Genomic DNA, 13,757 nt, shown 5'->3' with positions numbered 1-13,757 from the left:
CATTAAAAGAAACCGACCATGTTTGAAATAAATCCGGTAAAAAACCGCATTCAGGACCTCACGGAGCGCTCCGACGTTCTTAGGGGGTATCTTTGACTACGATGCGAAGAAAGAGCGTCTCGAAGAAGTAAACGCCGAGCTGGAACAGCCGGACGTCTGGAACGAACCTGAGCGCGCACAGGCGCTGGGTAAAGAACGTTCTTCCCTGGAAGCTATCGTCGAAACGCTGGATCAGATGACCCAGGGTCTGGAAGATGTCGCCGGACTGCTGGAGCTGGCGGTAGAAGCCGAAGACGAAGAGACCTTCAACGAAGCGGTTGCCGAGCTGGACGGGCTGGAAGAGAAGCTGGCGCAGCTTGAGTTCCGCCGCATGTTCTCCGGCGAATATGACAGCGCCGACTGCTATCTTGATATTCAGGCCGGTTCCGGCGGCACCGAAGCCCAGGACTGGGCCAGCATGCTGATGCGCATGTACCTGCGTTGGGCGGAAGCGCGCGGCTTTAAGACCGAAATCATCGAAGAATCCGAAGGTGAAGTCGCGGGCATTAAATCCGTGACCATCAAAATCATTGGCGATTACGCCTACGGCTGGCTGCGTACTGAAACCGGCGTTCACCGCCTGGTGCGTAAGAGCCCGTTCGATTCCGGCGGCCGCCGTCATACCTCCTTTAGCTCGGCGTTCGTATATCCGGAAGTTGATGACGATATCGATATCGAAATTAACCCGGCCGACCTGCGTATCGACGTATACCGCGCCTCCGGCGCCGGTGGTCAGCACGTTAACCGTACGGAATCCGCGGTGCGTATTACTCACATCCCGACCGGGTTGGTGACGCAGTGTCAGAACGACCGTTCGCAGCACAAGAACAAAGACCAGGCCATGAAGCAGATGAAAGCGAAGCTTTATGAGCTGGAAATGCAGAAGAAAAATGCCGAGAAGCAGGTGATGGAAGATAACAAATCCGACATCGGCTGGGGCAGCCAGATCCGCTCTTACGTGCTGGACGACTCGCGTATTAAAGATCTGCGCACCGGGGTGGAAACCCGCAACACTCAGGCGGTGCTCGATGGCAGCCTGGACCAATTTATCGAAGCAAGTTTGAAAGCAGGGTTATGAGGAACCAACATGTCTGAACAACAAGCACAGGGCGCTGACGCGGCAATTGACCTTAATAATGAACTGAAAACCCGTCGTGAGAAGCTGGCTGCGCTGCGTGAGCAGGGCGTCGCATTCCCGAACGATTTCCGTCGTGACCATACCTCTGACCAACTGCACGCTGACTTCGATGCCAAAGAAAACGAAGAGCTGGAAGCGCTGAATGTCGAAGTGGCCGTTGCTGGCCGCATGATGACCCGTCGTATCATGGGTAAAGCGTCTTTCGTTACCCTGCAGGATGTCGGCGGCCGCATTCAGCTGTACGTCGCGCGCGATGACCTGGCGGAAGGCGTCTACAACGATCAGTTCAAAAAATGGGATCTCGGCGACATCATCGCCGCCCGCGGTAAGCTGTTCAAAACCAAAACCGGCGAGCTGTCCATCCACTGCACCGAGCTGCGTCTGCTGACCAAAGCCCTGCGCCCGCTGCCGGACAAATTCCACGGCCTGCAGGACCAGGAAGCGCGCTACCGTCAGCGTTACCTCGATCTGATCTCCAACGACGAATCCCGTAACACTTTCAAAGTACGTTCGCAGATCCTGGCTGGCATCCGTCAGTTCATGGTTGGCCGCGGCTTTATGGAAGTGGAAACCCCGATGATGCAGGTGATCCCAGGCGGTGCTTCCGCGCGTCCGTTCATCACCCATCATAACGCGCTGGATCTGGACATGTACCTGCGTATCGCGCCGGAACTGTACCTCAAGCGTCTGGTGGTTGGCGGCTTCGAACGCGTTTTCGAAATCAACCGTAACTTCCGTAACGAAGGGATCTCCGTTCGCCACAACCCAGAGTTCACCATGATGGAACTCTATATGGCGTATGCGGATTATAAAGATCTGATTGAGCTGACCGAATCCCTGTTCCGCACCCTGGCGCAGGACATCCTCGGTAACACTGCCGTGCCTTACGGCGATCAGACTTTCGATTTCGGCAAGCCGTTCGAAAAACTGACCATGCGTGAAGCCATCAAGAAATACCGTCCAGAAACCGAGATGGCGGATCTGGATAACTTCGATTCCGCGAAAGCGATCGCTGAGTCTATCGGCATCAAAGTTGAGAAGAGCTGGGGTCTGGGCCGTATTGTGACCGAGATCTTCGAAGAAGTGGCGGAAGCGCATCTGATCCAGCCGACCTTCATCACCGAATACCCGGCAGAAGTCTCTCCGCTGGCCCGTCGTAACGATGTGAACCCGGAAATCACCGACCGCTTTGAATTCTTCATCGGCGGCCGCGAAATCGGTAACGGCTTTAGCGAGCTGAACGACGCCGAAGATCAGGCGCAGCGCTTCCAGGATCAGGTTGATGCGAAAGCCGCCGGTGACGACGAAGCGATGTTCTACGACGAAGACTACGTCACCGCGCTGGAACACGGCCTGCCGCCGACCGCCGGTCTGGGCATCGGTATCGACCGTATGGTGATGCTGTTCACTAACAGCCACACCATCCGCGACGTTATTCTGTTCCCGGCGATGCGTCCGCAGAAATAATCGCTTCTCGCGAAAAGTAAAAAACCCGGCTTGCCGGGTTTTTTTATGTCTGATGTCAAGGTTCGTCGCTGGCGTAGCCTGGGTCTTTAATGCTCGTCACTCGCGGTTACGCACGTAAACGTGCGACAAAGTCTATTAACGCCTGACGCGCGTTTTTGTTTTGGGCTTCCAGTACCATCCACGGGCTAAAGGCCCACGGGGTAGCGGCCAGCGCGCTTAACATTTCCGTCAGCTCAACCCACTGATAACCCATTACTTCATCATCGTTCGGTTGCAGCTCGCTGACCACGCGTGCGGCAAAAACCGGGCACACTTCGTTTTCGACGATGCCATTCGGTGCGACGGCGCGGTAGCGGAAGGCCGGATGGACGGGGGCAATATCAGCGATCTCGACGCCCAGTTCGAAGCGGCAGCGCCGGGTGACGGCCTGTTCGAAGGTCTCGCCCTGTTGCGGATGTCCGCACACCGAGTTAGTCCACACGCCGGGCCAGGCTTTTTTGCTAAGCGAACGGCGCGTGACCAGGAACTGGCCTTGCTCATTGAACAACCAGCAGGAAAATGCGAGATGCAAAGGGGTATCGAGCGTGTGGGCGGCATACTTCTCCAGCATACCTGTGGGTTTATCTTGCTCATCCAGCAAAATGACGTGTTCCCCGGCCATGACGACTCCTGAAAAAAATAAATGACCCGGCACAAACCCGCCGGGTCATGTACTCAGGCCACTAGGGTAGCCCATAAATGGGAGAAAGGCATTACCAAAACAAGCCCTGGTAGCATGTTGGCGACAGGGAAAAGCTTGATGTTACAGATGCGCAACCCGGTCGCTACCATCAGCAATCCACCGGCGCAGGAGAAATCCGCCATCATTGACGGGGTGATCATCGGCAGAATAAACACCGCCAGCATCGCCAGCGCCACCTGAATAACGATCTGCGGGATAGCGATGGTCATCACCGCGTAGCCCAGCAGGGTTGCGAATATCCCGGCGGTGAACAGATCGAGGATCGTTTTAATGTACAGGATCGACGGATCGCCGCTCATACCTTCGGTCATGGCGCCGAAAATACCGGTACCGCTGGCGCAAAACAGCACCAGGATAGCGACGAATTTTTCGGTGAATTCTTCATGACCTAACCCCTGAACGGGCGGCAAAACTTTATTAATCAAGCCACGTGTTGAACCCGCCGCGCTGCCGATGCGTTTTTCCAGATGCAGCAGTTCGCCGAGGAAAGCGCCGAGTACCATTGCCAGCACTACCGCCGGCATATATTTCACCTTCAGCACCAGGGTGATGCCCAGGCCAACCGAACAGAGACCAAAGGTCATCGGTAGCGCGGTTTTGACGCGTTCCGGAAGTTTGCCTCCGGCCATTGCGCCGATCAATCCGCCGATAATCACGGCGGAACCATTTACATATGGACCAATTAACATTGCGAGTTCCTGTTACGCGTAATGCAGCGCGCCTTCACCCCAGCGCGGGATGTTATTGACCTCAAGGTCAAAGAGGTCGAGCGCGCGGTTCACGCTATGGGTAATAATGTCATCTGCGCTTTGCGGGCGTTGATAGAGCGCCGGAACCGGTGGAAAGATGATGCCGCCCATCTCGGTAACCGCCGCCATATTGCGTATATGGCCGAGGTTGAGCGGGGTCTCGCGCGCTAACAACACCAGCCGACGGCGTTCCTTCAGCACCACGTCCGCCGCGCGGGTGAGCAGATTATCGGTGAGACAGTGGGCGATAGCGCCCAATGACCGCATTGAGCAGGGGGCGACTAACATCCCCAGCGTTTTAAACGATCCGCTGGAGATAGATGCGCCCAGATGGTTGATAGGGTGTACCACGTCAGCCAGCGCCATCACTTCGTCTAAGCGGTAGTCCGTTTCCAGCTCGCAGGTCTTTTCCGCGCCTTTGGAGACCACAAGGTGCACTTCTACCGCCTGCGGCCGCAGAAGCTCCAGCGCTTTGACGCCGTACTGGAATCCGGAAGCGCCGCTAATGCCAATGATGATGCGTGGTGTCATGGTATTTGCCCTTATTCGAAATCCGGCAGGAAACGTTTTACATCAACCGCTTTGAACTTAGAGCGCTCAAAGTTGTGCTTCAGATGGAACGGTACGGTGCAGTCGAAAATGGTTTTACACGACATTCCCTGCTGCAGAATGCTGGGGCTGTATTCCGGCACCTGCGACGGGTCGAGCGGATGGCAGCGTACGCCAGGGATCACCACGGTATCGACATCGCCCTGGTAACGGGTTTGCATCGCCCATAGCACGTCGTCGCTATCGAAAATATCAACATCTTCATCTACCAGAATAACGTGTTTGAGTTCCGGGAAGGCGGAGAACGCCAGTAGCGCAGCCTGGCGCTGGCGGCCTTCATCGGCTGGAGACGACTTTTTGAATTGCAGCACCGCGAGCAGCTTGCCGCCGCCTGCCGAGTGGGCGAAGACGTTGAGCAATTTGCCCGGCATGGCGCGTTCTACCATATCGAGAATACTGGCTTCGGTCGGGATCCCGGCCATGTTGACATGTTCTTCGCCTGGCCCGACGGTGGTGCGCCAGATGGGGTTGATACGATGGGTAACCGCTTTAACTTTAATGACCGGAATCGCCTCTTTGGCTTCGCCGGTATAGCCAGGGAACTCCGGCATGGCGCGGCCGGTATTGGTGTTTTGATCTTCACGCACGCGTACGTTCGGCAGCAGTTCGCCTTCGATAACGATTTCAGCGTGGGCGATGGCTTTTTCATTAATGGTTTTACACTGCACCATCTCCACCGGATGGCCGCGCAGCGCGCCGGCGATACTTAGCTCATCAAAGCCCAGCGGGGTGGTCGGCGGTTCAAAGCAGGCGGCGATTTCGATAGCCGGGTCCACGCCGATACTAATCGAGATCGGCAGCGGCTGTCCCGCCGCTTCCGCCTTCATGCGGAAGGCATCGATATGGCGGCCCGGCGTCAGCCACATTGAGAGTTCATCGCGGCTCTGTACGCACAGACGATGAATGGTGATATCGGATTCACCGGTTTGCGGGTCGGAGGCATAGCACAGGCCCATGGTGATATACGGGCCAGCGTCTTCTTCGGTGTTGGTTGGCGCAGGCAGCAGCTTGCGTAGATCGAAATCATCATCGCTGGCGAGGTGCACCACTTCCTGGCATACTGCCGCGCCCTGCACCATGGTCGGGGCAATGGCATTTTCAACGGAGTCTTTCAATAGGTGGCCCAGTTTCGCCGGTTCACACTGCAGGAACTGGCTGACGCGCTGGCGTGAACCGTTCAGCCCGATGGCTACGCTGATGTCGTTGAAGCCCTTAATGTTGTTAAATACCATCACCGGGCCGTTCTTACGCGTCGGACGCTGGCAGGTACCGCCGGCGCCCACGTAGCGATAAACGCCGGAGAGCTCGGCGTGGGGATCGACTTCGGTATCGGTTTCAACATATTCGCCAGGTAGCGTTTTTAATAGCGCCAGGGCAGAGCGTAAATCATGCACCGACGACGGCGCTTTTTTATCTGAGTGTGCCATGAGTGTTCCTTTGGGAAAGCAATTTTGCTAACCGCACAATATTTTTGTTCGATTAATTAAACAAATACCGTTTACCGGATGGTCAGTAGATCAAAAAGGTTTAATTTAAAAAGCTGTTAAGAAATGATTAATTAAAATGGAGGGATTGCCGCGGCTTTTTATTTGATTCCATTAGTGCAATACTGACCTGCAGATAAAGAGGGGTTAGATAATGGATCTGAAACGCTTACGCTATTTTTGCCGGGTGGTCGAACATGGCTCGGTTAGCCAGGCGGCGAAATCGCTCAACATGGCGCAGCCGCCGCTCAGTAAGCGGATACAGGAGCTGGAAGAAGAGCTGCAGGTGTCGCTTTTTGAACGCCGCGGCAACCGTATTGAACCAACGGAAGCAGGCTATTTTCTTTATCGTAAGGGTTGTGAAATATTACGCCAGGTGGAAGATACCGCCAGGGAAACGGCCGATATTGCGCAAAAGACCCGTGCGGAAGTGCGCGTTGGCTTAACTCATCTTTATCAAAACTATTTTCAGCCTTTATTAATGGAGCTCTATCGGCGAAATCCAGAAACGGCAATAAATATCTCGGTGACCGATTCAAGTCATCTGGAAACGTTATTAAATGAAGGCGCTATCGACCTGGCCTTAATACAGCGGCCCTACCGTAGTGAGGGTTTCGATTATGTCTCCTTTGACCCGATAAAATTGGTAGCCGTCATTAATAAAAAATGTCTGCCGCAGCCGCCGTCTAATCCCTTCGATTATAACGCGCTGGCGAAGATGCCGTTGGTGCTGCTTCACCGGGCGAAAGATTCCGGCACCTATGAGATGCTGATGGATCTGTTTCGTAAATCCGGCGTCAGTGCGAAGGTGATTATGCATATTACCCAACCAGGGGTGATCCTCGACTGGCTGGAGGGCGGACTGGAAGCGGCGACGTTGTTGCCATCCTCGGAAGTGAATGCTGAAAAACTGCCTCATTGCTATGTGGTTGATGTCTTCCCCTCGCCGCAGATATTTTATCCGGCGCTGGTGAAATTACCGTCAATGTCGTATCTCCCGGCGTTGATGGATATTATCGCCGGAGGTTATCCATTTAACGCGCCGAAGGGAGTAGAGGTCGTAGAATAAGCGTAGAACATTGGGGATCGTCCATCGGGCTGGTATGATATTCGCCCATGACGCCGAGATGAGAAACCGTTGAGTGCAGGACGCCTGATGAAAACACGCTTTTATATCGCGATGATGCTGCTTGGTAGCCTGGTATTAGCCGGCTGTTCCAGTACATCCGATTCTGGTTCCACCTATACCGTGAAGCGCGGCGATACGCTGTATGCGATCTCCCGTAGCACTGGCACCAGCGTACGCGATCTGGCGCGCTTGAATAACATCTCTCCGCCATACACTATTGAAGTCGGACAGAAGCTGAAACTTAACGGCGGTTCGAAAGCAAAAAGCAGTACCGCCGGGAAAAAATCCTCCAGCACCCGCACAGCCTCCGTAACGCCATCATCGGCGGTGCCGCAGTCCTCATGGCCGCCGGTGGGGCAGCGCTGCTGGCGCTGGCCGACCAGCGGTAAGGTGGTGATGCCGTACTCCACCCGCGATGGCGGCAATAAAGGTATTGATATCGCCGGTACCCGCGGCCAGCCGGTTTACGCCGCCGGCTCCGGTAAGGTTGTCTACGTCGGCAATCAGCTGCGCGGCTACGGCAACCTGATCATGATTAAGCATAACGAGGATTACATCACCGCGTATGCGCATAACGATAAGATGATGGTTAATAACGGCCAGAGCGTGAAGATTGGCCAGCAGATTGCGACCATGGGCAGTACGGACGCCGATTCCGTACGGCTGCATTTCCAGATTCGCTATCGTGCCACGGCCATCGACCCGCTGCGTTATCTGCCGCCGCAAGGCAGTAAGCCTAAGTGCTAAAAGGTTATTTTATCAGCAGTTAGCCCAATCCGGGCTTGCCACAGGGTGCGTAAGGTCTATAATGCTTTTCGCACCTCTTCGCGGGCGTAGTTCAATGGTAGAACGAGAGCTTCCCAAGCTCTATACGAGGGTTCGATTCCCTTCGCCCGCTCCAAATCTTATTAATAATCAATAAGTTAGATTATTCAGTCAGTTACGTTGCTCTGCTTTACAGGTACAACTTAAACTACCCATTGTACTACGCCCGCACCTGTCGCGTGATTGGTCTGTGGTACAGGGGAGCATATCTTCACACTGGCAGTCGTTCCATCGTTCATACTGCGACAGTACAACAACGAACAAAAAGCCGCATACCTGGCATAACTCCCGAACAGATTGATCACACGCATTTAAGCCCGATGTGTGGCCTTGTGGCTGCGTAAACAGGTGAATAGTGGTAAACGTACCTGCACACGATATGCAGGTTCTGCCAGCGCTTCGCTCACGCTCCGAAAGATACACGAGCACCCTGATAAGGTGTGATCCTTCTGACAATCTGATTTGATCACTGATGACTTTCGCAAAGCTAAACCAACCAGGTTGGCCTGATGAAGTCGCTACGCTTGTTGCTTGTACCACTAACGGGGCTTTATGGCTTCTATTGTCTGAAATCTGATACATTGCATAAACATCATGTGGATTGCTGTAAAATTCATCAGTATGATTGCTTGCACAATCAGCGATTGGGAAAGCACTTCTGGAAGATAAGGGACGAGACGATATGAAAGTGACTGATGAGGCTTTGTTACGTTCAGGGTTTACGCAGCCTGAATTGCAGAAGATAAAAAGCAATATTGAAAAATATGGAGGAACGCTTGGAGAGGCCATAAATGACCTCGCCAGGCGATTTGTTACCTTGGCGGGAGTGGTGGCTGTGTGTGCCTTAATCCTACTGCTACTTATCGTCTTCAGCTCACCTGATAGAGCATTTGCATGGGGGCTGGCGATGATCTTTGGGGTTGCCATTATGTTCTTTGCACAGCCGCCGGTAATTTCCTATAAATCCTGGCGTTACCGAAAAACTATCAAGGATTAACTGGTTCCATTTTCTGTTGTTAATAGATCGAAAATCACTTTTGCTTTAACACCATAACCGACAATCTTCATTGTTAGCTTAGGAGTGTTCATTGTGCTGACTTTGCGATAGTAATCGTGTGGAAGCCAACGGAATAATCTCCAGGCTCCAGTTTTTCGAGCGAGTCCTACAATGCTGTACACACTGGCACCAAGAGTAACACCATTATAGAGAGCCAGGCCCGTGTTAGGATTAAATCCCATGAACTGGGCCGTATGCATCGCGGAGTCAGCAATGATGCCTTGCGAGGGTTTATGTCCTGCTGGCTGATCAAAGTTGAGCACTTCTTTCGTTAATCCGTTCATTCCATCGGCAATCAGGACTGCCCCAGCCAGCATACCAATCGGCCCCATAGTGGATAACATCATAAAGCCACCAAAGAGAACCACGCCTGATAGCACCACATTTACAGCGGATATAACATAACCGACGGTTTTATTGTTTTCCCTGACAAACTCGACCTTTGCATAAAGTTGGGCGGCTCTGGTTCTTAACAGGCGTTCTTGTTCTTGCAAATTATCTGTTTCGGCACGCAGATTCTTGATGCATGCAATGCATTCTTCATCGGTTTTAGCTCGTCGTGCTGTTTCAAATTCTTTATATACAACCTGTTTTATCTCTTCGACAAACTTGATTCGTGTAATACCATCTTGCAAATAGAATGCTGACAGCCGGTTTGCTGTTTCGACGAGTTTCCGGGCTTCAAGATTCACCATGGTATCTGACCATGTTCTGTTCCAGCCCCTGTTGAGCAGCGCAATATCCATTAAAGACTCCTTCCCAAAATGTGTCTGGTCATTTTACGTGCAGTAAGGTCGAAGACAACAGGAAATGCTTTCCCAACGTCTGATTTTAGCGGAACGAACACATAATCAAACTCTGAGACTCCACATGGTAATTCTCTATTTTTCATCGTCCGACGTTTCAAACGTCCTGGAGTACGGGCAGGACTGCGAGCGCGTCACTAGCGTAATAAGCAATGCCCCATCAAGCGGAAGCTAGTACAGGCTGCGTTTAATACGCAGACCGAAGAGTTTTACTTTAACGCTGACGATTCTGTTATGTCGTTCCGTGAATGGAAAGAGGCGAACGGAATTGGCCGTAAGACCCACACCTGCCGCGCTGAGACTGAGCAATGACTAAATAAAGAGCCTGCTCGTTATATTGAGCCACTGCCGCCAGACTTCCCCGGCGTTCGCCTGGACGATGCCACATTGAAACCGCACGAGCACGCCGTCCCCGAATCGACAACCGGACAGAATGCTTTTCTCAAAGCCTGCCGCGAGTTCCTGATTTGCGATGATTCCATCCTGAAAAGAATCTGCTAAAGCTGGGCGCTGACTCTATGACCGATCATCCGTGGCGATTCAGAGAGATACATCAGGTCATCCTTAACCCGACGCATATCCAGAAGGTGATTAATCTGCGAAGTGATTCATTACGCAGGCAAAGCGGGGTGAAAAGTTATCGCCAATAAGAACCGTTTCCTCATTCAGCCGCTTTAACATATACAGCTTGTCGGCACGTTCGTAAGCGTCGAAGAAAAGATAATCGACAGCGTCCGTTGCTTCATCATCGGGGGATTTTTCGCGTCCCTCGGGAGTGAGCATGAAAACGCCGGCAGTATGTCCAAGCGGACGAGCATACCGAAAGAACAATTTTCGGTTTACAGCAAACTCGCCGTCATCGCTTTTGAGCTTTCCTTGCACTGATAATGAAAGGTGCCCGGAGTTGTAGCTGGTAATCAGCATGATTCCGTGGAGTTCCTTTTTGGTATTCTGGATGTCGAGTATCGACGTGAATTCCGAGGAGCAGGAAAAACTGATTTCTTGTTTTTTAGCATTCCCAGTGATAATCAAATAAGCGATTGCTGCCAGCCCAATAATGACGATTACGACTGACCAGAGTAAAAAAGAGTGATCGCTTTCCTGCTTCATATCATTCCTCATGATGGCGATACTGGCTGATGCAATGGTAATAGCCGAGGTTGAGGCCGCATTCAGCGGCAAACGACCAATCAACCAGGTTATGGTTGCTCGCCCAGGTATTAAGATACAGATCTTTAGGGTGCGAGCAGTTGGGGCTAATCCCCACGGACTTGAAAATATCCAGCGCTTTCTTTTCGCTTATCGTGTCTGTGAGGGCATTTCCTAATATATGTACACGGCATTGCTCGTAGTCGATGGTGCGCAAGATAGCCGCGTCTGTCATGGCGATATGATTGGGTATCCATGTTAACCACGCTGTCGCCAGCACGGCGATGCTGGTAATTAACGCTGTGATAGCGACAGGCCACCGGTTTGGTTTCTTTCTCCTCGGCGTCGATGCAACATAGGCAACTCTGGCGGCCGTTTGCGCTTCTTCCATTTGCTGAATATTGATATTGACGTCGCCCATCCGAAATCCAATACGAGGAATGGTAACGATGAGTTCTGCAGGATGACCTGTTGACGTAATGGCTTTACGCAAAAATGAAATGTGCTGGTTAAGATTCGCATCCGTCGCCCTGGCGCCATTCTGCTGAAAAACATTCAGCAGAATTTCATCGCGCGAAGATATCTCTTTACCATTTTGCAACAAATAGAGCAGTAATTGTGTGGCCACATTATTCAATGTAGCTATTTCACCAGATGCCACGTCTTTTAGGGTATTTTTAAGTGGTCTGAAAACTAAACCATCACCAATAATTACGGATTTAATTTTGTTTATTGGTATATGAGAAATCACTGATGTCTCCTTTAAAGCAGGATATCTCGCATTCGAGTGGGGGAAGCAACAGCATAACATAATTCATTTATAAAAAGAGGTTGTGCCATAGATCGCTTTATTATCATTTACATAACAATATTTTAATATTCTTTATGTCATCATTCATTCTCCTTCCTTTCTTTCACTATCTTATTGTCAGCACTCACTTTTGGTATCCCTTTCAATTTTTAAAAATATTTTATAAATATATTCTGCCAGTTATCTGTTCTAAATTAAAAAATAGTTGATAGTTAAAAACTCTATAAAAACCATAAATAATAGACATTAACACTGTTGGTTGCGTGTTTTTTGACTGATTTTTAGGTAAAAGATCGATCTGCAGGCGGGGGAGCAACACGATTTCCTGAGTTTGATTGATTCCGTATTTTGGCATTGTGTCAATTTTTCGTCGACTTAATATAAGCCCCGAAACAGCGTAAACGACTGTGGACGGTATTTCTGATGGAATACCAATGAACTTCAAAATACGGTGCGGCTTGAGATGGATTGTTTGCAAGGATATGCGCTGCCGCCACCGCGAGATCGGGCTTTCCCGGACAGGAATTGTCTGTGGAAATAGATCGTCGAAATAACCAAAACACAGATATAAGGTTAAGTAGTAATATGAAAATGAAAAACGTGGCTGTGGCCTGTGCGCTGATGGCGGGAATGACTTTTACTGCATCTTCTGCTTTCGCTGCAAAAAATGTTGAACCGACTAACGGTAAAATCCACTTCACCGGTTCTCTCGTTAATTCCGCATGTGGTCTGGCGCCAGAATCCAGCCCGGTGCAGGTGAATTTTGGCGAGATCCCAACCTCTCAGTTAAAAGACAACCAACGGGCTGGCGTTAAACATGCCAAAATCGTTCTGCAGGGTTGCGATACGACTGTCGCAAAAACCGCTACCGTGACTTATACCCCGGCAACGATTGATGCAGACAACAACGCGCTAGCCGCCTTCACCTCTGGTACCGCCAAGGGCGCAGGCATCGGTATGGTTGACAGCGGCAACCAGGATGTTGAGTGGGGTAAAGCGGCCTCTCAGGTCAACATTACCGATGGCGAAACCGACATTGATTTCGTCGCTTACCTGCAGGCAAACAACGCATCTGCAGCGGTAACTCCGGGTGATTTTGAATCTACCGTTAATTTCCAGATCGATTATCAGTAACGATCTGCAGCGGGCGCATTAACGCGCCTGCTTAACCCTTCCTGCGAATAACTGAAAGGAAATGCGGTTATGCCTGGATGGCGTATTTTACTGCTTTTTATCTTCATATCGCCTGCATGGGTTTCGGCTGACACTCAACGTCTTGTCAGTACGCCCGGAAAAATGCGTATGCGGGGAAATATTATTGAGGCTGCTTGTTATGTCGATCCGCGCGACCGGTCGCTACTGGTTGAATTTGATGACCTCTCAGCCAGAGATATTTCCGGAACACCTGAAAAAGTATCTGCGCATGATTTCAGCATTCATTTGCTGGGATGCTCACTAGGGGATTCTCAACACCCCGGTAATTTGTTTCAACGCGCCAATATTACTTTTTCCGGCGCCCCCGATAGCGACAATCCAGATTATCTGAGCGTGCAATCGGAAACTGAAAATTTAGCGATAGAAATATACGACAGCAAAGGGCAGCAAATTCATCTGGGCAAACCATCACCGGACTATGTACTTAACCCAGGAAAAAATACGCTCAAGTTTACGGCTTATTTGATCTCCCGCGACGGAAGAATGACATCTGGCGAATTTACTGCGGTCACGCATTTTGTTGTGAATTATCTCTGA

General features: G+C 51.3%; 14 protein-coding genes and 1 tRNA gene. 8 read left to right on the top strand and 7 right to left on the bottom strand.

Annotation, left to right across the window (positions count from 1 at the left end; genetic code table 11):
- Positions 1-18: 18 nt before the first annotated feature.
- A protein-coding gene (prfB, locus tag ACSEMK_RS06870) for a peptide chain release factor 2 (RefSeq protein ID WP_096335406.1) occupies positions 19-1,117 on the top strand; the annotation gives its coding sequence in 2 pieces (ribosomal slippage) (positions 19-93 and positions 95-1,117; 1,098 coding nt in all).
- Positions 1,118-1,126: 9 nt separating this feature from the next.
- A complete protein-coding gene (lysS, locus tag ACSEMK_RS06865) occupies positions 1,127-2,644 on the top strand; it encodes a lysine--tRNA ligase (RefSeq protein ID WP_015369798.1) in 1,518 nt (505 codons plus the stop codon).
- A gap of 106 nt (positions 2,645-2,750) precedes the next feature.
- Here the strand turns inward: lysS and idi are convergent, their stop codons facing one another.
- The 4 genes from idi to ACSEMK_RS06845 are packed head-to-tail and all read right to left on the bottom strand — an operon-like array spanning position 2,751 to position 6,171.
- Entirely contained in the window at positions 2,751-3,305 is a 555-nt protein-coding gene (gene idi / locus ACSEMK_RS06860; RefSeq protein ID WP_087859747.1) for an isopentenyl-diphosphate Delta-isomerase, read from the bottom strand.
- Between the two features lie 53 nt (positions 3,306-3,358).
- On the bottom strand, positions 3,359-4,075 hold the full coding sequence (locus ACSEMK_RS06855; RefSeq protein WP_004144724.1) for a DUF554 domain-containing protein: 717 nt from the start codon (positions 4,073-4,075) through the stop codon (positions 3,359-3,361).
- Between the two features lie 12 nt (positions 4,076-4,087).
- Positions 4,088-4,666 carry a UbiX family flavin prenyltransferase gene (locus ACSEMK_RS06850; RefSeq protein ID WP_045359429.1) on the bottom strand — a complete coding sequence of 193 codons (579 nt, stop codon included), beginning with the start codon at positions 4,664-4,666 and terminating at the stop codon, positions 4,088-4,090.
- Positions 4,667-4,677: 11 nt separating this feature from the next.
- Positions 4,678-6,171 carry a UbiD family decarboxylase gene (locus ACSEMK_RS06845; RefSeq protein ID WP_015369801.1) on the bottom strand — a complete coding sequence of 498 codons (1,494 nt, stop codon included), beginning with the start codon at positions 6,169-6,171 and terminating at the stop codon, positions 4,678-4,680.
- Between the two features lie 211 nt (positions 6,172-6,382).
- Here ACSEMK_RS06845 and ACSEMK_RS06840 point away from each other — a divergent pair, with 211 nt between their 5' ends.
- From ACSEMK_RS06840 to ACSEMK_RS06825, 4 genes are all read left to right on the top strand, one after another.
- Positions 6,383-7,297 (top strand): LysR family transcriptional regulator, encoded by a 915-nt coding sequence (locus ACSEMK_RS06840; RefSeq protein ID WP_101705733.1) that lies wholly within the window; start codon positions 6,383-6,385, stop codon positions 7,295-7,297.
- An 87-nt stretch (positions 7,298-7,384) separates the two neighbouring features.
- Positions 7,385-8,104, top strand: a complete 720-nt coding sequence (gene actS, locus ACSEMK_RS06835; protein ID WP_087859745.1) for an amidase activator ActS — start codon at positions 7,385-7,387, stop codon at positions 8,102-8,104.
- Positions 8,105-8,184: 80 nt separating this feature from the next.
- A tRNA-Gly gene (locus tag ACSEMK_RS06830) sits at positions 8,185-8,258 on the top strand.
- Positions 8,259-8,864: 606 nt separating this feature from the next.
- Positions 8,865-9,179, top strand: a complete 315-nt coding sequence (locus ACSEMK_RS06825; protein ID WP_049059946.1) for a hypothetical protein — start codon at positions 8,865-8,867, stop codon at positions 9,177-9,179.
- On the opposite strand, the gene ACSEMK_RS06820 is transcribed toward ACSEMK_RS06825, so the two are convergent.
- The 3 genes from ACSEMK_RS06820 to ACSEMK_RS06810 form a co-directional block, all read right to left on the bottom strand.
- The gene (locus ACSEMK_RS06820; protein ID WP_316424761.1) at positions 9,176-9,985 is read right to left on the bottom strand and encodes a DUF4225 domain-containing protein; all 810 of its coding nucleotides are present in this window, start codon (positions 9,983-9,985) and stop codon (positions 9,176-9,178) included. The two genes, ACSEMK_RS06825 and ACSEMK_RS06820, sit on opposite strands and share 4 nt — an antisense overlap.
- Positions 9,986-10,636: 651 nt before the next feature.
- Positions 10,637-11,155, bottom strand: coding sequence for a hypothetical protein (locus ACSEMK_RS06815; RefSeq protein WP_045391971.1), 519 nt, complete (start codon positions 11,153-11,155; stop codon positions 10,637-10,639).
- A 1-nt stretch (position 11,156) separates the two neighbouring features.
- Positions 11,157-11,945 (bottom strand): winged helix-turn-helix domain-containing protein, encoded by a 789-nt coding sequence (locus ACSEMK_RS06810; RefSeq protein ID WP_087859743.1) that lies wholly within the window; start codon positions 11,943-11,945, stop codon positions 11,157-11,159.
- Positions 11,946-12,590: 645 nt separating this feature from the next.
- On the opposite strand from ACSEMK_RS06810, the gene ACSEMK_RS06805 reads away from it, so the two are divergent.
- The gene (locus tag ACSEMK_RS06805) at positions 12,591-13,139 is read left to right on the top strand and encodes a fimbrial protein (RefSeq protein ID WP_015369827.1); all 549 of its coding nucleotides are present in this window, start codon (positions 12,591-12,593) and stop codon (positions 13,137-13,139) included.
- Positions 13,140-13,208: 69 nt separating this feature from the next.
- Positions 13,209-13,757, top strand: coding sequence for a fimbrial protein (locus ACSEMK_RS06800; protein ID WP_113373005.1), 549 nt, complete (start codon positions 13,209-13,211; stop codon positions 13,755-13,757).

It is taken from the genome of Klebsiella sp. K-3, assembly GCF_051207495.1.
GTDB classification, from domain to species: domain Bacteria; phylum Pseudomonadota; class Gammaproteobacteria; order Enterobacterales; family Enterobacteriaceae; genus Klebsiella; species Klebsiella aerogenes.
This window is presented reverse-complemented; position numbering and strand designations above follow the sequence as displayed.

Excerpts from the sequence above, each read along its gene's own strand:
- ACSEMK_RS06815 (WP_045391971.1), bottom strand. The coding sequence starts at position 11,155 with ATGAAGCAGGAAAGCGATCACTCTTTTTTACTCTGGTCAGTCGTAATC.
- actS (WP_087859745.1), top strand. The coding sequence starts at position 7,385 with ATGAAAACACGCTTTTATATCGCGATGATGCTGCTTGGTAGCCTGGTA.
- ACSEMK_RS06850 (WP_045359429.1), bottom strand. The coding sequence starts at position 4,666 with ATGACACCACGCATCATCATTGGCATTAGCGGCGCTTCCGGATTCCAG.
- idi (WP_087859747.1), bottom strand. The coding sequence starts at position 3,305 with ATGGCCGGGGAACACGTCATTTTGCTGGATGAGCAAGATAAACCCACA.
- ACSEMK_RS06800 (WP_113373005.1), top strand. The coding sequence starts at position 13,209 with ATGCCTGGATGGCGTATTTTACTGCTTTTTATCTTCATATCGCCTGCA.
- ACSEMK_RS06855 (WP_004144724.1), bottom strand. The coding sequence starts at position 4,075 with ATGTTAATTGGTCCATATGTAAATGGTTCCGCCGTGATTATCGGCGGA.
- ACSEMK_RS06840 (WP_101705733.1), top strand. The coding sequence starts at position 6,383 with ATGGATCTGAAACGCTTACGCTATTTTTGCCGGGTGGTCGAACATGGC.
- ACSEMK_RS06820 (WP_316424761.1), bottom strand. The coding sequence starts at position 9,985 with ATGGATATTGCGCTGCTCAACAGGGGCTGGAACAGAACATGGTCAGAT.
- lysS (WP_015369798.1), top strand. The coding sequence starts at position 1,127 with ATGTCTGAACAACAAGCACAGGGCGCTGACGCGGCAATTGACCTTAAT.
- ACSEMK_RS06845 (WP_015369801.1), bottom strand. The coding sequence starts at position 6,171 with ATGGCACACTCAGATAAAAAAGCGCCGTCGTCGGTGCATGATTTACGC.
- ACSEMK_RS06805 (WP_015369827.1), top strand. The coding sequence starts at position 12,591 with ATGAAAATGAAAAACGTGGCTGTGGCCTGTGCGCTGATGGCGGGAATG.
- ACSEMK_RS06825 (WP_049059946.1), top strand. The coding sequence starts at position 8,865 with ATGAAAGTGACTGATGAGGCTTTGTTACGTTCAGGGTTTACGCAGCCT.